Source organism: Nonomuraea monospora (assembly GCF_039531895.1).
Taxonomy (GTDB): Bacteria; Actinomycetota; Actinomycetes; order Streptosporangiales; family Streptosporangiaceae; genus Nonomuraea; species Nonomuraea monospora.
This window is the reverse complement of the sequence record NZ_BAAAQX010000057.1, coordinates 40,218-58,294: the sequence shown is the minus strand read 5'-3', so window position 1 is coordinate 58,294 and position 18,077 is coordinate 40,218. Positions and strand designations below refer to the sequence as shown.

Sequence of the window (18,077 nt, the reverse complement as noted above, 5' to 3'; positions counted from 1 at the left end):
TCTCCTACAGCCAGTCGTACGTGCAGACGCTGGTCATCCTGGGCATGCTGATCTCGCTCATCATGCTGGTCGTCGGCTCGAACATCGCCCGCGCCTTCGCCCTGGTCGGCGCCCTGTCGGTGGTGCGCTTCCGCAACGCCATCAAGGAGACCCGCGACGTCGGGTTCATCTTCCTGGTGATGGGCGTCGGGATGGCCGTCGGCACCCGCTTCTACCTGCTGGCCATCGTCGCCGCGGTGGCCATCTCGCTGATCATCATGCTGATGAGCCGGTTCAACTGGTTCGCGCTGAACGTGCGCCGCCAGGTCGTCAAGGTCCAGGTGCCCTCCGACGACGACTACACGCACGCCATCCAGGACGTGCTGGTGCGCCACACCGACGAGTTCGAGCTGGTCAGCATGGAGTCGATCAGGGCGGGCGCGCTGATGGAGCTGATGTACACCGTTAAGATCAAGAAGGGCAGCGAGCCCGCGGACGTCATCGCCGCCCTGCGCGAACGCAACCACGGCCAGTCGGTCACCGTCCTGACCGGATACGACCAGACCGACCTGTAGCCGGTCATGACGTCTTTCAAGCATCGCATCCCGGTCAAACTCCGGCACAACTGGAAGCTGGTCGCGCTGTGCGCGGCGTTCCTGGTGGCCTGCTGGGGCGTGTTCGGCAGCGGCACCATCCGCCCGTACGTCACCACCTCGCAGACCGCCGAGGCCGCCACCGTCGTCACCAACCTGACCGGCGCCAAGGACCTCTTCGACGCCTCCGTGCCGCACCAGGTCACGCTCACCTTCCCGGACGCCGCCTACGAGGACATGCTCACCGAGTACCTCAAGGAGGGCGAGAAGAAGTACGTCGAGGCCGACCTGACCATCGACGGCACCCGCATCCCCAGCGTGGGCGTCCGGCTCAAGGGCAACTCCACGCTGATGGGGCTGACCTGGAAGGGGCAGTCGGCGCAGCGGGGCATGGGCGGGGGTGGCGGACGGCGGCCCGCAGGCGTCCCCGAGGGCTTTCAGCCACCCGATGGCTTCCAATCTCCGGACGGCTTCCAGCCGCCCGGCAACGGCCAGCAACAACCGGCCGACCAGCCCCAGGCCGACCAGCCTCAGGCCGATCAACCCCAAGCGGGCCAGCCGCAGACGGGCCAGCCGCAGACGGGCCAGCCGCAAACGGGCCAGCCGCAGACGGGCCAGCCCCAGACGGGGCAGCCGCAGACGGGCCGGCCGCAAACCGGCCAAGCCCAGACCGATCAGCCCCAGACGGGCCAGCCCCAGACCGGCCAGCCCCAAGCCGGGTGGCAACCGGGCGGTGGCGGTCGCGGGCCCGGGGGCTTCGGCGCCCAGCTCAAGGGCGAGGAACCGGAGAACCTCCCGTGGCTGATCAGCTTCGACGAGTTCGTGGAGGGCCGCCGCTACCAGGGCCACAGCCAGGTGGCCGTCCGCCCGGCCACGACGGGTTCCACAGCCATGCTGAACGAGGCGCTGGGCATCGCCCTGGTAGGCGCGTCCGGCGAGCCGACCCAGCGCTCCACCTACAGCTCCTTCACGGTCAACGGCCGCTCCTCGACCCCGCGCCTCCTGGTGGAGTACCTGGACGAGGGCTACGCCGAGGCCCTCGGCAACGGCGTCCTGTACAAGTCGCTGGCCTCGGGCTCCTTCACCTACAAGGGCGAGGACCAGACCGAGTACACCACCGACTTCAAGCAGATCAACAAGGTCGGCGGCAAGGACATGCAGCCGGTCATCGAGCTGGTCAAGTGGGTGAACGAGGCTTCTGACGCCGAGTTCGCCAAGGGCCTGGCCGACCGCCTGGACGTGGAGTCGTTCGCCCGCTACCTGGTCCTGCAGAACATGATGGTCAACTTCGACGACATGGCCGGCCCCGGTAAGAACTACTACCTCTGGTACGACCTGGACACGAAGAAGTTCAAGGTCGTCACCTGGGACCTGAACCTCGCGTTCAGCGGCAACGCCGAGAGCGGCGTGAACGACACGATCAGCATGGGCTTCGGCCGAGGCCGCCCACAACAGAACCAGCAGCAAGGCCAGCAGGCTCAAGCTCCACCCGGCGGCGGCGGCGGTGGCGGCGGCGGGATGATGCGCATGGGCCACCCCTTGAAGGAGAAGTTCCTCGCGAACGCCACCTTCAAGAAGCTCTACGAGGAGCAGTACCGCGCCCTCTACACCAAGCTCCTGAGCAGCGGCACCGCCACCGGCCTGGTCGACGACCTCATCGCGGCGTACGGCCTGAACGAGAAGTCCGACCCCGCCAAGATCGAACAGGAGGCGAAGACCCTGCGCACCTTCCTCCAGACCCGCACCCAGACCCTGCGCACCGACAAGGCGATCACCGGCGCGTAGGACCCGCCACCAGCCCGGCCCCCGCTCACCGAGCACACGGGGCCGGGCCGAAGCGCCTACCCTTCGCCCGCGCGCTTGAGCGAGATCCCCGCCGCCGCGACCGCTGCCGCCGCGGCGACGCACGCGGCGGTGAGAAACGCCGCCGTGTAACCGGCCTCCGTGGGCAACCCTCCGGCAGGGGCGGAGCCGGTGATGACGGCGGCGGCGAGCTGAGCCCCGACCGCCCCGCCGATCGTGCGCAGAATGGTGTTCAGCCCGGTGGCGGCCCCCGTCTGATGGTGTTCCACCACCCCCACGACCAGAGCACCCAGGGACGCGAACGCCAGACCGTAAGCCAGCCCCAGCGTGGCCCCGCAGACGTAGAAGGCCCACCGCTCCCCGTGCACGAAGGCGAGCCCGGCCAGGGCCACTCCGGCGAGCACCGCGCCGATCTGGAACACGGTGCGGCTGCTGGTCAGCCGAGCGATCCGGGTGCCGAGCGGAGCCGCGACGACCATGAACAGGGCGACGGGCACCATCAGCAGCCCGGTCTGGCTGGGGCTGTCGCCGAACCCGTACCCGGTGCTGGTGGGCGCCTGGGTGAACTGCGGGATGAGGGTGATCGCGGCGAACATGCCGATGCCGATGACCAGCGTGGCGAGGTGCGTGGGGAGCAGTTGCGGCGCGTACACCAGCCGCAGGTCGATGAGCGGCGCGGCGGCGCGGCGTTCGGCGGCGACGAACAGCGCGGCGAGTGCCACGGCGGCGGCGAACAGCGTCCACACGGCGGCGGAGGCCCATCCCCAGGCGCTGCCCTGGCTGATGGCCAGCAGCAGGCACACCAGGGTGCCGGACAGCAGCAGCGCGCCGAGCAGGTCGAGTCGTGCTCCCTGGTGGGGTTCGTGGCCGGGGAGGAAGGCGGTGCCGAACAGGGCGGCGGCGGCGATGGCGGCGGTGGTCCAGAACAGCCAGGAGGTGCCGAGCGCTCCGGTGATCGGCCCGGCGAGGACCATGCCGAGCGCGCCGCCGACGCCGAACATCGCGCTCAGCGCGGCGACCACCCCGGGCAGCCGGCCCGGCGGCACGGACATGCGGGCCAGGCCGAAGGCGACGGGGAAGACGCCGCCTGACAGGCCCTGGAGCACGCGGCCGACGAGCAGCCCCGGGTAGGAGCCGGCCAGGTCGCTCACGCCCGCGACGACGCTGCCGGCCGTCAGCGCGACGAGGCCCGCGATCATGACGGTGCGGTGGCCGAAGAGGTCGCCGACCCGTCCGGCGATGGGGGTGGCGAGGCCGGAGGACAGCATGAACGCCGTCAGCAGCCAGGCCGCCGAGCCGGCGGGGACGCCGAGTTGCCGTCCGAAGACGGGCAGCGCCGTGACCACGATCGTCTGCGCGATCGCGACGCCCAGCGAGGCGAGCAGCAGCGCGGTGACGATGATCGAGGCGCGGGCTTCTCCCGCGGCCGGGGTCGCGGTGGTCGGGTGGGACATGCGCACGGGGTCTCCTTGCGGGTGGTGTCCGGGGCGGTTCCTGACGGCACGGACGAGGAACATGACGGCTGCGGTGCAGGCGGCGAGGATCAACATCGGCGGGGTCCAGACGCTGGTAAGGGGAACCTAACACATTTAGAGACCGATGGTCACTAATGCTGGAATGAGCATGACAAGGGCGAGGTGATGCGAAGAATGCCGCAGGCCGGCAGGAAACAGGGCAGGCCGCCACGGCTGAGCCGCGACCTGATCGTGGCCACGGCGCTGACCACGGACCTGGGCTCGCTCACCATGCGCGAGCTGGCCGACCGGCTCGGAGTGTCACACTCGGCGCTGTACCGCTGGGTGCGCAACCGCGAGGACCTGTTCCACATGATCAGCGACGTCGTGGTCGACCGCATCCTGCCCACGACCGACCCCACCCCCGGCACCTGGCAGGCGTGGCTGGCCGAGCTGGCCTGGTCGATGCACGACGAGTTCCTCGCCGTCCCCGGCTACGCCGTGCACGTCGCCCTGCCCCACACCCACAACCCGCACTCCTTCGCGCGGCTGCGCGACCGCGTCGTCGCGGCCTTCCGTACGGCCGGGGCGAGCCCGGAGCTGGCCGAGCAGAGCTGGTACGTCTTCGGCCTCGGCGTCGTGCAGTGGCTCGGCGCCCGTCAGGCCGGCGTGGAGACCGGCGCGACCCCGGCCCGCTTCGACCTCTTCCTCGACGTCCTGCTGCGCGGGCTGCCCGTGCGGCTGCCGGTCACGCATCCCCGCCCGCAGGAGCCGGAAGGGCCGGAAGGGCCGGAAGGGCCGGAAGGGCCGGAAGGGTAGGCGCCGCCTCAGAAGCGGCCTGGATGGCAGACGTCACGAAGGGGAGGAGCTGCCCGTCGGCCGCTCACGCCGGGTACGCGTGCGTCTCGGTCGCCTTGACCGACACCCACACCTGCCGGCCGGGAGTCAGGTCGAGGTCGGCGACGGCGGCTGGGGTGATGTCGGCGAAGGCGGTGACGGGCCCGTCGAGGTGCACGCGGACGTTGTCGCCGTGCCGTTCGACGCCCTCGACGCGGGCCTGCCACAGGTTGCGCGGGCTGCCGTCCGGGCGGGTGCGGTAGAGGGCGACGGCGGCGGGCGGGAAGGCCACGAAGGCGGCCCCGTCCAGCGGCTCGGTGGTGTGCAGCGGCAGCTCGCCCACCTTGACCCGGGTGCCGTCGGCCACCCCCCGATACAGGTTGAGGCCGACCAGGCGGGCGACGTAGTCGGTGCGCGGGCGGCGGGCGACCTCGGCGGGCGGGCCCTGCTGGACGAGGGCGCCGTGCTCGATGACGATCAGCCGGTCGGCCAGCACCATGGCGTCGAGCGGGTCGTGGGTGACCAGGACGGTGGCGCCGCCGAAGGCGGTCAGGTGGCGGCGGAGCTGGGAGCGGATCTGCAACCGGGTGTGCGCGTCCAGCGCGGCCAGCGGCTCGTCCAGCAGCAGCAACTCCGGCTGGACGGCCAGGGCGCGGGCGAGCGCGACCCGCTGGGCCTGGCCGCCGGACAGTTGCCGGGGCCGGGCGGCGGCGCGGTCGGCCAGGCCGACCCGGTCGAGCCATTCGGTTGCCAGGCCGCGCGACTCGGCCTTGGACATCCCCTGGCAGCGCGGCCCGAAGGCGACGTTGTCCAGCACGCTCAGGTGCGGGAAGAGCAGGTAGTCCTGGAACACCATGCCGATCGGGCGGCTCTCGGCGGGCATCGTGTGCAGCGGCCTGCCGGACAGGGTGATGTGCCCGCCGGACAGCCCGGTCAGCCCGGCCAGGGCGCGCAGCGCGGTGGTCTTGCCCGCGCCGTTCGGGCCGAGCAGTGCCACGACCTCGCCAGGCTGGACGTCGAGGGCGAGGTCTAGGGTGAAGGCGGGCCGGGTGACCACCAGCCGGGCGTCCAGGGTCATGGGGCGCTCACCCATCGATCGCGCAGGCTGGCCAGGATGATCACCGAGACGGCGAGCAGCACCAGGCTGAGCACGATGGCCGCCTCGGGCTCGGTCTCCAGCGCCAGGTAGACGGCCAGCGGCATGGTGCGGGTGGTGCCGGGGAAGTTGCCGGCGAACGTGATCGTGGCGCCGAACTCGCCGAGCGCCCGCGCCCAGCACAGCACCGCCCCGGCCACCACGCCGGGCATCACCAGCGGCAGCGTCACCCGCCGGAACACTGTCCAGCGGGAGGCGCCCAGCGTGGCGGCGGCCTCCTCGAAGCGCTGGTCGGCGCCGCGCAGCGCGCCCTCCACACTGATCACCAGGAACGGCATCGCGACGAACGCCTCGGCCACCACCACCCCCGCCGTGGTGAACGGCAGCGTGATCCCGAACGAGGACTCCAGCCACTGCCCGGCCAGCCCGCGCCGCCCCAGCACGAGCAGCAGCGCGACGCCGCCGACCACCGGCGGCAGCACCAGCGGCACGGTGACCAGCGCGCGGACCACCCGCCGCCCGGGGAAGGAGACCCGGGCCAGCAGCCAGGCCAGCGGCACCCCGAGCAGCAGGCACAGCGCGGTGGCGATGGTCGCCGTCACCAGCGACAGGCGCAGCGCCTCCAGCACGTGCGGCTCGGCCAGCCGTTCCAGCAGCGTCGGCCACGGCGCCCGGATCAGCAGCCCGGCCAGCGGCAGCACCAGGAACGCCAGCCCCACCAGCGCGGGCACGACGAGGATCCACGGCGTCCGCCCGGCGGGCTCGCGCCCTCCACGCGAGCCCGCCGGGCGGCCGTTCCACCGAGCGGGCCCGCGCCCTTCACGCGAGCCCGCTGGGCGGTCGTTTCGCCGGGCAGGCCCGCGCCCCTCACGCGAGCTCGGCGGGCGGTCGTTTCGCCGGGCGGGCTCGCCCTCTTCACCCGAGCCCGGCGGGCGGTCGTCAGGTCGCGGCACAGATGCTCCCATCCGAGATCAGGGAGCCTCGAAGCCGGCCTTGGTCAGCACGTCCCTGCCCTGCTGCGACAGCACCAGATCCACGAACTGCTGGGCCGTGTCACCGGCCGGGGCCTTGGCCAGGGCGGCGATCGGGTAGTCGTTGATCGCCTGGTCGGCCTCGGGGAACTCGATGCCAAGCACCTTGCCGCCGGAGGCGATGACGTCGGTCTTGTAGACCAGCGCCGCGTCCACCTCACCCAGCTCGACCTTGGTCAGCGTGGCCTTGACGTCCTGCTCCAGGGTGACGGGCCTGACCTCCAGCCCGGCCGCGTCCAAGGCCTTGACCGCCGCCGCGCCGCACGGCACCTGCTCCGCGCAGAGCGCCACCTTCACCTTGGGGTCGGTGAGGTCCTTCAGCTCGTCCACCTTGGCCGGGTTGTCGGCGGGCACGGCGATCTGCAGCTTGTTCCTGACGAACGTGGCCGGCGAGGCCGCCAGCGACGCGTCCGTGACGGTCCTCATGGTGGCCGGGCTCGCGGCGGCGAACACGTCGGCAGGTGCGCCCTGGGTGATCTGCTGGGCCAGGGTGGCGCTGGAGCCGAAGTTGAACTTCACCGTGGTGCCCGGATGGGCCGCCTCGAAGGCCTTGCCCAGCTCGGTGAAGGTCCCGGTCAGGGACGCCGCGGCGAACACCGTCAGCTCCTTCGCCGCGGCGGACCCGGACCCGGAGGCCGTGGACGGCTGTTCGGAGCCGCAGCCGGACAGGCCCGCGAGCGCCAGCGCGACGGGCAGGGCGATCACCCATCGGGACATACGCCTGAACACCAAGGGGGCTCCTCACCGGTAAGTGGCCACGCGCTCGCGACCACCGATCTCGACGACGACGTCGGTGGACTTGATCACGGCGACCGCCCGCGCGCGTCGTCACAAGCCCTCACCCTACCGCCCGCACTTTCGAGGGTGAATACCCGGAATCCTCCGCAACAGCGGCATGATCTACCGCTCCGGCTTGGCATCCACGACCGGTCCCCTGGCCAGGCGAGGTGCTCAACGGGTGGAGTAGGAGTGGGCGCCGGTGCCGGCCAGCGCGCCGCCCTCCACGATCAGGTACTCCTCCCGGATCGGGACGCCGTCCAGCCACGCCTCCAGGATCTCGCGGGTCCCGGCGGCGTAGCGGGCCTGGGCGGACAGGGAGGATCCGGAGATGTGCGGGGTCATGCCGTGGTGCGGCATCGTCCGCCAGGGGTGGTCTGACGGGGCGGGCTGCGGGTACCAGACGTCGCCGGCGTACCCGGCGAGCCGCCCGCTGTTCAGCGCGCGCACGACCGCGTCCCGGTCGGCGATCCTGGCGCGGGCGGTGTTGATCAGGTACGCGCCGCGCTTCATCGACGCGATCAGCTCGTCGCCGAACAGCCCCTCGGTCTCCGGGTGCAGCGGCGCGTTGACGGTCACCACGTCGCAGTGCGGGACCATCGCGGCGGCGTCCGGGTGGAAGGTGAGCCCCAGCTCCTCCTCGACCTCGGCGGGCAGCCGGTGCCGGTCGGTGTAGTGCAGGCGCACGTCGAACGGCTTGAGCCGGCGCAGCACGGCCAGGCCGATGCGGCCGGCGGCGACGGTGCCGACGTGCATGCCCTCGACGTCGTAGGAGCGGGCGACGCAGTCGGCGATGTTCCAGCCGCCGTCCAGCACGGTCCGATGGGACGGCAGGTAGTTGCGGACCAGCGACAGGATCATCATCACCACGTGCTCGGCGACGCTGATGCTGTTGCAGTAGGTGACCTCGGCGACGGTGATGCCGCGGGCGATGGCGGCGTCCAGGTCCACGTGGTCGGAGCCGATCCCGGCGGTGACGGCCAGCTTGAGCCTGGGGGCGCGGGCGATGCGCTCGGCCGTCAGGTACGCGGGCCAGAACGGCTGGGAGATCACCACGTCGGCGTCGGACAGCTCCCTGTCGAACGCCGAGCCCTCGCCGTCCTTGTCGGAGGTGACCACCAGCGTGTGGCCGCGCTCCTCCAGGAAGCGGCGCAGCCCCAGCTCGCCGGAGACGCTGCCGAGCAGGTGGCCGGGGGTGAAGTCGATGCCCTTGGGGCTGGGCAGCGGCTGCCCGCCCGGATAGCCGGACAGCTCGGGCAGGCCGTCGCGGGCGTAGGAGGCGGGGTATCCGCCGATCGGGTCGTCGTACAGCACGCACAGCACCTTGGCCATGGCCTCTGCTCCTTGTCATCGGGGGATGATCACAGCTTCCGCCGATGGGTTTCCGCAGGTCAAAGCGTTTGTTTCTATCGTTCGATAGAAGCGGCCTATGACGACAGGTGCTCACGGGTGAGCCGGTCGAACACCTCGCGCAGGTCGAGGTCGCGGGCGATGTCCAGGACGGCCCTGGCCATCACCGGCCCGGGGCCCGCACCGGCCAGCGCCAGCCCGATCCGCGGCTCGCGGGCCGGCCGCTCCAGCCGGACCACCCGCATGCCCTCCGGGACGCCGAACATGTGCAGCCACGCGTGCGCGATCACGCTGGACCAGCGGTGCGTCGCCACGTGCGCGAACAGGGCGGAGACGGTGTCGGTCTCGATCGCCGGGACGGCCACCGCCCCGGCCTGCCGGAAGTTGGCGTCCAGGATGCGGCGGTTGCGCATCTCGGGGGCCAGCAGGCACAGCGGCAGCGCCGCGACCTCCGCCCAGCGCGCCATCCGCCGCTCGGCCAGCGCGCCGTCGGCGGGGGTCAGCAGCAGGTAGCGCTCCTCGTACAGCGCGGTGGCGCGGGTCTCGCCGAGGTCCTCGTCGTCGAGGTACGTCATCGCCATGTCGATCTCGAACTCGGCGAGCTGACGGGCGATCTCCCGTGACGACAGGGACGTGAGCATCACCCGTACGTGCGGATTCTGCTCGCAGAACGGCGTGGTCAGCAGCGAGGCGGCGGTCAGCGCGGTCGGGATGGCGCCCATCCGCAGCGTGCCCGACAGGCCGCCGCGCATCCGGGACAGGTCCTGGCGCAGCGCCTCGGCGTCGGCCAGCATGCGGTGCGCCCACAGCAGCACCCGCTCGCCCTCGGGGGTCAGCCCGGAGAAGCGCTGCCCGCGCCGGACGAGCGGCACGTCCAGCTCCCGCTCCAGCTTGCGGATGGCGGCCGACAGCGACGGCTGCGAGACGTGGCAGGCTTCGGCGGCACGGGCGAAGTGGCGCTCACGGGCCAGGGCGACGAGGTACTCCAACTGGCGTAACAGCACGCCACAGGATGCCGCGCGGCTGGCCGCCGCGTCCATCCCGGGGGCCGCTGTCTCAGGCCACCGACTGTGAGGGTGCCGCGTGGGACGCGGCGATCTCCAGCAGGCGCGGGGCGAGGGCCGCCGCCTGGGTGCGGATCTCCGGCACGGCGGTCGTCTCGTACAGGCTTCCGCGCAGCAGCGGGCCCACGGCGAAGAGGCGTTCACGAGAGCCCCGCAGCGCGCCGTCCGGATCGGCGTCGAGGCCGAGCCCCAGCGGGTCGGGACGGGCGGCGCCGGAGGCGATGAGGGTGGCGAGGAAGGGGTCGGAGGTGACGTCGCCGCCCGGCCCGGTGGCGTTGACCAGCCATCCGACATCGAGACCGGTCGTGGCACCGCCCGAGCCGGAGTGAACGCGCGGGCCGTTCGCGGCGTCGTCCAGGTGGGTGTGGACGCGCAGGCCGTTCGCGGCGGGCTCGGCCGAGAGCAGGCTGCCGCGCAGCAGCCGCAGCCGTCCGGCCGCGCGCAGGTCCTCGATGGCGGACGCGGAGGACGGCGGGATGCGGTGCCGGTGGATCTCCCAGTAGCGCGCCACCCTGCGCAGGAACAGCCGCCGCTCGTCCGCGCCGAGCCGCTGCCACAGCTCCTGGACGTGCGGGCGCAGCCCCTCCATCACTCCCTGCCAGTCGCCGCTCGCCCGCACGGCCCGGCGGGTGGCGCTCAGCAGGTCCGCGACCCGCAGCGGGCCGTCGGGGATGGCGACGGGGATGGGCAGGGCAGGGCGCGGCAGGTGCGGTCGGGGGAGGAGGGCGTGCCGGGACAGCGCGTGCACCACCGTGTCGGGATGGGCCCTGGTCACGGTGAGCGCCACGTCCACCATCGTCAGTCCGGTGCCGAGGACCAGCACGGGAGCGCCGTCGTCGATGGCGGCCAGCGCGCCCGGCGCCCACGGGTCGGCGATGTAGCGGGGGTGCGCGGGCACGCCCGGCAGCGGGGCGGGGCTGCGGTTGCCGAGGGCCAGGACGACCGCGTCGCCGCCGATCCGCCCGCCGTCGGACAGCCGTACCGTGTGGTCGGCGTCCAGGGCGACGGCGGTGGCGGTGACGCGGTGGAGCGGGCGCGCGGGCGGGTCCTCGGCGGCGGCCAGCACCTCGCGCAGGTAGCGGCCGTAGACGGCGCGCGGCAGGTAGTCGTAGGCGTGCACGCCCTCGGTGCGCGCCCAGGCCCGCAGGTGATCGGGGTCGTCGTCGAGCGCGCTCATCCGCTCGACGCGGGTGTTGAGCAGGTGGTGCGGGTCGGTGGTGGAGTAGGCCTGGCCGAGCGCGTGCCGGCCGCCTTGGTCGAGCAGGGTGACCGCCACGGGAGTTCCGGTGGCGCGGGCGAGTCGCAGCAGGTGGATCGCGGTCAGGGTGCCGCTCGCGCCGCCTCCGACGATGGTGATCGATGGTAGGACCATAAACCCACTATACCTGTAGGATATATGGGATAAGCTGGTTCCTTCGGGACTACTGGCGCGGACGGCTACAGAGGCGCGCTGAACGTGTGCGTGCCCGCCGCCACCTCCCGCTCCGCCAGGTTCGGCAGGTCCACCAGGGCGGTCGTGCCCGGCGGCACGATGGCGGTGACGGTGAGGGTCTCGCCGTCGCTGCTCCAGGAGACGGCGGCGGGCCCGTACGGCGTGTCGTGGCGGGCGCGGGCGTGGGTCAGGCCGCCGCCGGGACGCGGGCGTACCAGCAGGCGGCGGTAGCCGGGGGCGGCCGGGGCGAGCCCGGCGACGGTGCGGTGCAGGAAGTCGGCGACGGCGCCCAGGGCGTAGTGGTTGAAGGACGTCATCTCGCCGGGGTTGACCGTGCCGTCGGGGAGCAGGCTGTCCCAGCGTTCCCAGACGGTGGTGGCGCCCATGGTGACCGGGTACAGCCACGACGGGCATTCGCGCTGCGTGAGCAGCTCGTACGCGGTGTCGTACGCGCCGGCCGAGCACAGGGCGTCGCAGATCAGCGGGGTGCCGACGAAGCCCGTGCCGATGCGGTGGCCGTCGGCCTCGACCAGCTCGACCAGACGGCGGCCGGCCCGTTCGCGCTGCTCGACGAGGTCGAAGGAGAGGGCGAGGGCGTAGGCCGTCTGGGTGTCGCAGGCCAGCCGTCCCGACGGGGTGACGAACTCGCGGCGGAAGGCCGCCCGCACGTTCTCGGCCAGTTCCGCGTAACGGGCGGCGTCGCCGGGACGGCCGAGCAGCGCCGCCGTCTCGGCCAGGACCGTGGCGCTGCGGGCGTGGTAGGCCGTGGCGACGAGCGCAGGGTCGGTGCGGGCCCTGCCGGGCTGGTCCGGGGGAGCGGCCGGGTCGAGCCAGTCGCCGTACTGGAAGCCCTCGTCCCACAGGTGGCCGCGCGTGAGCGTGGCGATCTGCTCCACCCACGCCTGCATGCTCGCGTACTGGCTCTCCAGCAGGCCGAGGTCACCGGTGCGCTGGTAGAGCGTCCACGGGACGAGGACGGCGGCGTCGCCCCACGCGGCGGCGGGGCCCGCCCAGGCAGGGTCGGCGTGCTCGGCGGCGTAACGCGGCGGCCACGGCACGAACGGCGGGACGGTGCCGTGCGCGCCCTGGTCGGCGGCCAGATCGGCGAGCCACGACGACAGCGGTCCCGCGCAGTCGTAGAGGAAGGCGGCGGCCGGGGCGAACACCTGGAGGTCGCCCGTCCAGCCCACCCGCTCGTCGCGCTGCGGGCAGTCGGTGGGCAGGCCGACGTAGTTGCCGCGCATGCTCCACCGGACGTTGTCGTGCAGCCTGTTGAGCAGCGGGTCGGAGCACTCGAACGTGCCGGTGGCCCGCAGGTCGGTGTGGCAGACCACCGCCACGACGTCGCCCGGTCGCAGCTCGCCCGGCCAGTTGCCGAGCTGGGCGTAGCGGAAGCCGTGCGTGGTGAAGCGGGGCTCCCACGTCTCCGGCCCCGGGTCGCCGCGCAGCGTGTACTCGTCCAGCGCGGCGGCGCCGCGCAGCGGGCGCAGGGCCAGTTCTCCTTGTTCCAGGACCTCGGCGTGCCTGAGGCTGACGGTGTGACCGGCCGGGCCCTGGACGCGGATGCGCAGGCGGCCTGCGAGGTTCTGGCCGAAGTCGAGAATCGTCTTGCCGGACGGGCTGGTCAGCACCTCCTTCGGGGCCAGGGTCTCGGTGCGGCGGACGGGCGGGCCGGTGGGGGCGACGAGCAGGGCCGGGTCGTGGGGGAGCGTGTCGGCGGGCAGCCATTCCCGGTCGTCGAAGCCGGGCTCCGACCAGCCCTGCGGGTGGAGGCGGGCGTCGTGCTTCTCGCCGTCGTACAGGCCGGTCGCGGTGATCGGGCCGGTGGCGCAGCGCCACTCGCCGTCGGTGGTCACCACGGTGGTCGTGCCGTCGGGGTGGGTGATCTCCAGCTGGGCGATGAGGGCGGTGCGGGCGCCGTAGAGGTTCGTGCGGTCGAAGGTGCGGCCTCGATACCAGCCGTCCGCGAGGGTGGCGGCGAGGGTGTTGGGGCCTTCGCGGAGCAGGGCGGTGACGTCGTGGGTGCGGTACGGGAGGCGGTGGTGGTAGCTGGTCCAGCCGGGGGCGAGGACGTCGTCGCCGATCGTCCGGCCGTTCAGCTCGGCCTCATAGAGGCCGTGGGCGGTGATGTACAGGCGGGCCCGCGCGATGGGGCCGTGCAGGGTGAAGTCGCGGCGCAGGAGCAGGGCGGGGCCGTCGGGGGTGCCCAGGAGTGTTGACGGCGGCGCGGTGGCACTCGCCTGCCAGTCGGACGGGTGCAGGAGGCCGGTTTCCGCCCAGGACCAGGGGCTCCAGTCGCTGGCCGAACCGTCCGTCCCGTGGACGCGCACCCGCACGCCGCGCCGCTCGCGCGACCCCAGCGGCGCGCCCGGCCACGGCACGAGCACCGACTCGGCGGACTCGACACGGCCGGTGGCGGTGCCGCTGCTTGCCGCGTTCCCGCGGTCGGTCGTGGCCCCGTCGCTCAGCTCGATCTCGTACCCCGCCTGCCGCCAGCCCGAAATGTCGGTCACGACCGTCCACGACAGGCGAGGCGCGGGCTCACCGATGCCGAACGCCTCCCGATGATGCTCGAAGGTGACGGACGAGACGCGAACCCGGGTCATGACAGCCGCTCGAATCGCGGGATACGGTCCAGCCCGCACGCCACCGTGACCCGAACAGGCCCCTCGACCAGCGTGCCGTCATCACCACGCCACCGCCCCGGCGGCAGGACGACGACCCGCTCGGCGGCCCCCTGCACCGTCACGGGCGCCACGACCAGATCGGGCCCGAGAAAGAACTGGTCGGTGACGTCGTCCATCCCCTCGGCGTGATACGACATCGGCCGCACGATCGGCTCGCCGGTCCGCGCGGCCTGCTCCACGAGCCCGAGAATCAGCGGCAGCACCGAGTCCCGGACCGCCAGCGCCGCACGCACCGCGGCCAGATGCGCCTCGTCCAGCACCCGCGAGGGCAACACGGAGAACTGCATCATCGGGCTGAGCGCCGCCGTCTGCGCGTACCGGACGAAGAACTCCTGATCCGTGGCCGGCTGCCCGCTCACCGAGCCGATCTCGCCGCCGCCGACCATGTCGGGGCAGACGAAGGGATGCCCGATCATGCCCTGGGCCAGCATCTCGGGTACGAGCGACCCGATCCCGCCTGGCCCCCAGAGCGGAGGCTTGTCCTGGAGGCGCTGGCCGAGCGGCTGGCCGCCCATCCGCCAGCACGCGCGGTACTCGTTGAACGGATACCGCAGCCCGATCCGCGCCCACGCCTCGCACAGATCGACCGGCTCGGCGGGCCCGGCCGTGCGGTCGTCGGCGCGGTAGTCGCGGATGTCGCCCGCGTCGAACTTGAAGCCGTCCACGCCGGTCTCCGCCATGAGCGCGTCGAGCCGGCCGGTCATCCAGCGGACGGCGTCAGGGGCGGTGAGGTCCAGGGTGGCGCTGAGCCCGTTCCACCACCGCCGGATCGCGGTCCGCCCCGAGCGGTCGCGCAGGAGCAGGCCGCGGCGTTCGAGCTCGCGGAACGCGGCGGAGTCCGGGCTGACGAACGGGACCACCCACAACATGACCGAGCAGCCCCACGCGTGCAGTTGCCTGATCATCGCGGCGGGGTCGGGGAAGCGGGCGAGGTCGAAGCGCCAGGTGCCGTAGTCGCGCGCCCACAGGTCGTCGATGAACACGACGCCCGGCGGCATCCCGGCGTCCAGCAGGTCGCGGGCGAAGCGCAGCACCTTCTCCTGGGTGGGCAGGTAGGGGTGCTCGATCCAGGTGTTGTACTGCGGCCCGGAGAACAGCTCGGCGGCCGGAGCGCGTCCGGACGGCGGGAAGAACCGGCGCGAGGCCGACAGGAACGCCTCCCGCAGCGAGCCGCCCGCACGGCTGACGAGGATGTCGCGGCCCGACAGCCGCAGCAGGCCGTCCTCGAAGGCGAACGCGAAGGGCCGCTCCGACCAGACCACCCGGCCGCGGGTGGACAGCAGCACCGGGCTGCTCTGGTTGGACGGCGCGGCCTGGTCGGAGCCGTTCGTGCGCGGCGAGCCGAGGTCGCGGGCGAACGGCCGCTCGCCGAACGGCATGGCCAGGCCGTCCTCGACGGCGCCGCCCCACCACCGCTCGCCGGCCTCCAGGGCCAGCTCCAGCTCGTCCCCGGACCGTTCCAGCAGCGGAGCGGACCCGGGGCGGGAGATCGTCATCGGTACCTCTTCAGCGGGGTGAATCGACGAGACACCGCTCGCGATACGTATCGTTCGTTACGTACCGACGCTAGCCGACGCCCCCGCCGGGTGGCAACCGTCCGTGCCGCCCGGTCGGCTACTGTAAGGGCCCATGGCACGAGGAAAGAGCGGCGGTCGCACGGCCCCCACCAGCAGGGACGTGGCCGCGCTCGCCGGTGTCGCGCAGAGCACCGTGTCGGCGGTGATGAGCGGCAACCGCGCCGTCTCCGCCGAGACGCGCCGCCGCGTCGAGGAGGCCATGCGCGCCCTGCGCTACCAGCCGAACGCCGGCGCCCGCACGCTGCGCACCGCCAGGACGAACGTGATCGCGCTGATCGTGTACCTCGGGCCGCAGATCGACGCCTCGGAGACGATGCCGTACATCGACACGATCATCGAGGAGGCGCGGCGGCTCGACTACGACGTGGTGCTGAGCACCAGGCGCGAGGGGCCGGCCGGGCTCACCCGCCTGGCCGGGCGCTCGATCTGCGACGCCTTCGTCGTCATGGACGTGCAGACGCACGACGACCGCATCCCGGCCGCGGCCGAGCTGGGCCTGCCCGTCGTCCTCGTCGGCCGCCCCGCCGACCCGCGCGGACTCGACGTGGCCGACTTCGACACCGGGCGCTCGGCCGAACTGCTGGTGGACGAGCTGGCCGCCACCGGCCACCGGCATATCGCCGTCCTCGGGGAGCCTTCCGAGGACCCCGAGCCCTTCCAGTTCGTGCAGGACTTCTACACCGGCGCGCACGAGCGCGCGGCGGCGCACGGGGTCGAGCTGAGCGTCGTCCCGCGCCGCTCCAACACCTGGGACGGCGTCATGGCCTGCGCCGACCGGCTGCTGGCCCGCCGGGACGACCGGCTCGGCCTGATCGGGCGCACCCCCAAGGTCACCGACTGGCTGGCCAGGCTGCTGCGCGAGCGCGACCTCGTCGCCGGGCAGGACGTGTCGCTCGTCGGCGTCTGCACCGACGAGACGGCGCTGTCGTACGCGCGGCCGATCACGAACGTGTCGCCCAGGCCCCGCGCGGTGTCGCGGCTGGCGATGCGGCTGCTGTTCGAGCGCCTCCAGGGCGTGGACGGGCCGTCCAGGCTGGAGCTGGTCGAGCCGGAAGACCTGGTGCGACGCGCCACCACCACCCTGTTCACCGCCTGACCCCCTGCGGGTTCACGGTGGTGCAGTAGTCTCGACATCCGAACGATACGTATCGCATCGATCGTTCAGCGGCACTCGGATCGCCCTCGTCGGCTGGTGCGACCCAACCCTCGACCGGCACCTACAGCAGCCGTTCACTCCAACTGGCCGCTTCCTCCCGAACCGCCCCGAGAAACGCCTGACGGACCTCATCCTGCCGCGCAGCTTCGGGCTGGGGATGTCCGAGGTCGCTGTGGTGCTGGTAAAGACGCCAGCAGGTCTGGACGCCATACAGCAGGTTGTCGAGCAGATCCGGCGCGGGCCTGGCGGGGTTCAGCGAGGTGAGCGGCAGATGGATGCTGTCAGGACCGAGATCAAGGTCGGGATGGGCAATGTGAATGAGCTCCTGAGCAGCGGTGATGCGATGCTGAACCTCAAGGATGCCCCGCAGATACCCGTCGGCGACATGCAGCGCGTTACGGATCAGGGGCATGACCACGTACCGGGCGCGCGCCCCCGCCGCGATGGCGATGATCACGTCGGTGAGACTTTCGACGGCGAGAGGCTTGTCGGGCTGCTCGGCGCCGCCGACGACCTGGCTCGGGTGCAGGCCGGTGTGCCGGGCGGTGACGGTGACGGCGGCGTGGAACCAGTGGGCGGCGGCGATGGCGGCCGCGGTGGGGTCCACCTCGGTGAACAGCGCCCGGCTGCCGAAGGGGTCGTCGTGCAGCAGGCGGTCGGCCTGGGAGATCTGCAGAGGTGAGGCGTCCTCGCGGCTGAGGATGACGGCTTGCTGGGCGCGTTCGGACAGATCGCCGCGCTCGGCCTGCTCGATGGCGGCCAGCTCGGCGGCGACCTCGGTGGTGACGCGCGTGGTGAGCCGCGCGGCGCCGAACTGGCGCAGCGTACGGGCGATGGCGTGGGCGGCTCGCTCGACCTTGGTGGGGGCGGCCTGGTCGGCGCGTCGCGCGGTGGCGACCAGGGCGGGCAGGATCTTGTCGAAGGCGTCACGCTCTTGCTGCCGGTGCAGGCCCGCGCTGTGGGGGCCATGCCGGTCGGCGGTGCCGGCGGGGTGGGTGTAGGAGCGCCAGCAGAGGTGGGACAGGTGGGCCAGCTCGGCCGCGAGCCTGCGGGTGTCGTGGGGGAGCTGGTCGTGGGTAAGCCGGGCAACGACGGTGGTGGTGTCGCCGATGCCGGTGCTCCACTGGGCGGTGAGCGTGTTGTGGGCACGGTCGATGGCATACCGAGTCACGGAGACCTCTTCGAGAAAGGGGGGCCAGAGAGTGAGGGCTCTGCTCGGGGCAGGTTCTGGACATGCCCAG

At 72.6% G+C, this 18,077-nt stretch carries 14 protein-coding genes; 4 read left to right on the top strand and 10 right to left on the bottom strand.

Annotation, left to right across the window (positions count from 1 at the left end):
- Both ABD331_RS56515 and ABD331_RS56510 read left to right on the top strand, forming a co-directional pair.
- The coding region (locus ABD331_RS56515) for a DUF4956 domain-containing protein (RefSeq protein WP_344495120.1) at nt 1–554 on the top strand (554 nt) is incomplete at its 5' end.
- A 6-nt stretch (nt 555–560) separates the two neighbouring features.
- Nucleotides 561–2,357: a CotH kinase family protein gene (locus tag ABD331_RS56510; RefSeq protein WP_344495118.1), complete on the top strand. Its 1,797-nt coding sequence runs from the start codon at nt 561–563 to the stop codon at nt 2,355–2,357.
- Nucleotides 2,358–2,413: 56 nt separating this feature from the next.
- Here the strand turns inward: ABD331_RS56510 and ABD331_RS56505 are convergent, their stop codons facing one another.
- A complete protein-coding gene (locus ABD331_RS56505) occupies nt 2,414–3,829 on the bottom strand; it encodes an MFS transporter (protein ID WP_344495126.1) in 1,416 nt (471 codons plus the stop codon).
- Between the two features lie 186 nt (nt 3,830–4,015).
- On the opposite strand from ABD331_RS56505, the gene ABD331_RS56500 reads away from it, so the two are divergent.
- Nucleotides 4,016–4,648, top strand: coding sequence for a TetR/AcrR family transcriptional regulator (locus ABD331_RS56500; protein ID WP_344495116.1), 633 nt, complete (start codon nt 4,016–4,018; stop codon nt 4,646–4,648).
- 64 nt (nt 4,649–4,712) lie between these two features.
- Here ABD331_RS56500 and ABD331_RS56495 read toward each other — a convergent pair whose 3' ends face one another.
- The 8 genes from ABD331_RS56495 to ABD331_RS56460 form a co-directional block, all read right to left on the bottom strand.
- The gene (locus ABD331_RS56495; RefSeq protein WP_344495114.1) at nt 4,713–5,744 is read right to left on the bottom strand and encodes an ABC transporter ATP-binding protein; all 1,032 of its coding nucleotides are present in this window, start codon (nt 5,742–5,744) and stop codon (nt 4,713–4,715) included.
- Nucleotides 5,741–6,502, bottom strand: coding sequence for an ABC transporter permease (locus ABD331_RS56490; RefSeq protein ID WP_344495124.1), 762 nt, complete (start codon nt 6,500–6,502; stop codon nt 5,741–5,743). The genes ABD331_RS56495 and ABD331_RS56490 overlap by 4 nt, the downstream gene beginning before the upstream one ends.
- A gap of 231 nt (nt 6,503–6,733) precedes the next feature.
- Nucleotides 6,734–7,510: a molybdate ABC transporter substrate-binding protein gene (gene modA, locus ABD331_RS56485; RefSeq protein ID WP_425566281.1), complete on the bottom strand. Its 777-nt coding sequence runs from the start codon at nt 7,508–7,510 to the stop codon at nt 6,734–6,736.
- 234 nt (nt 7,511–7,744) lie between these two features.
- Nucleotides 7,745–8,902, bottom strand: a complete 1,158-nt coding sequence (locus ABD331_RS56480) for an NAD-dependent formate dehydrogenase (RefSeq protein ID WP_344495110.1) — start codon at nt 8,900–8,902, stop codon at nt 7,745–7,747.
- 95 nt (nt 8,903–8,997) lie between these two features.
- Nucleotides 8,998–9,924, bottom strand: coding sequence for a LysR family transcriptional regulator (locus ABD331_RS56475; RefSeq protein ID WP_344495108.1), 927 nt, complete (start codon nt 9,922–9,924; stop codon nt 8,998–9,000).
- 52 nt (nt 9,925–9,976) lie between these two features.
- A complete protein-coding gene (locus tag ABD331_RS56470; protein ID WP_344495106.1) occupies nt 9,977–11,356 on the bottom strand; it encodes an FAD/NAD(P)-binding protein in 1,380 nt (459 codons plus the stop codon).
- Nucleotides 11,357–11,421: 65 nt separating this feature from the next.
- Entirely contained in the window at nt 11,422–14,022 is a 2,601-nt protein-coding gene (locus ABD331_RS56465) for a family 78 glycoside hydrolase catalytic domain (RefSeq protein WP_344495104.1), read from the bottom strand.
- On the bottom strand, nt 14,019–15,599 hold the full coding sequence (locus ABD331_RS56460; RefSeq protein WP_344495102.1) for a glycoside hydrolase family 31 protein: 1,581 nt from the start codon (nt 15,597–15,599) through the stop codon (nt 14,019–14,021). The genes ABD331_RS56465 and ABD331_RS56460 overlap by 4 nt, the downstream gene beginning before the upstream one ends.
- A gap of 133 nt (nt 15,600–15,732) precedes the next feature.
- Here ABD331_RS56460 and ABD331_RS56455 point away from each other — a divergent pair, with 133 nt between their 5' ends.
- Nucleotides 15,733–16,776 carry a LacI family DNA-binding transcriptional regulator gene (locus tag ABD331_RS56455; protein ID WP_344495099.1) on the top strand — a complete coding sequence of 348 codons (1,044 nt, stop codon included), beginning with the start codon at nt 15,733–15,735 and terminating at the stop codon, nt 16,774–16,776.
- Between the two features lie 121 nt (nt 16,777–16,897).
- Here the strand turns inward: ABD331_RS56455 and ABD331_RS56450 are convergent, their stop codons facing one another.
- Complete coding sequence (locus ABD331_RS56450) at nt 16,898–18,007, bottom strand: hypothetical protein (protein ID WP_344495097.1); 1,110 nt, start codon at nt 18,005–18,007, stop codon at nt 16,898–16,900.
- Nucleotides 18,008–18,077: the final 70 nt, after the last annotated feature.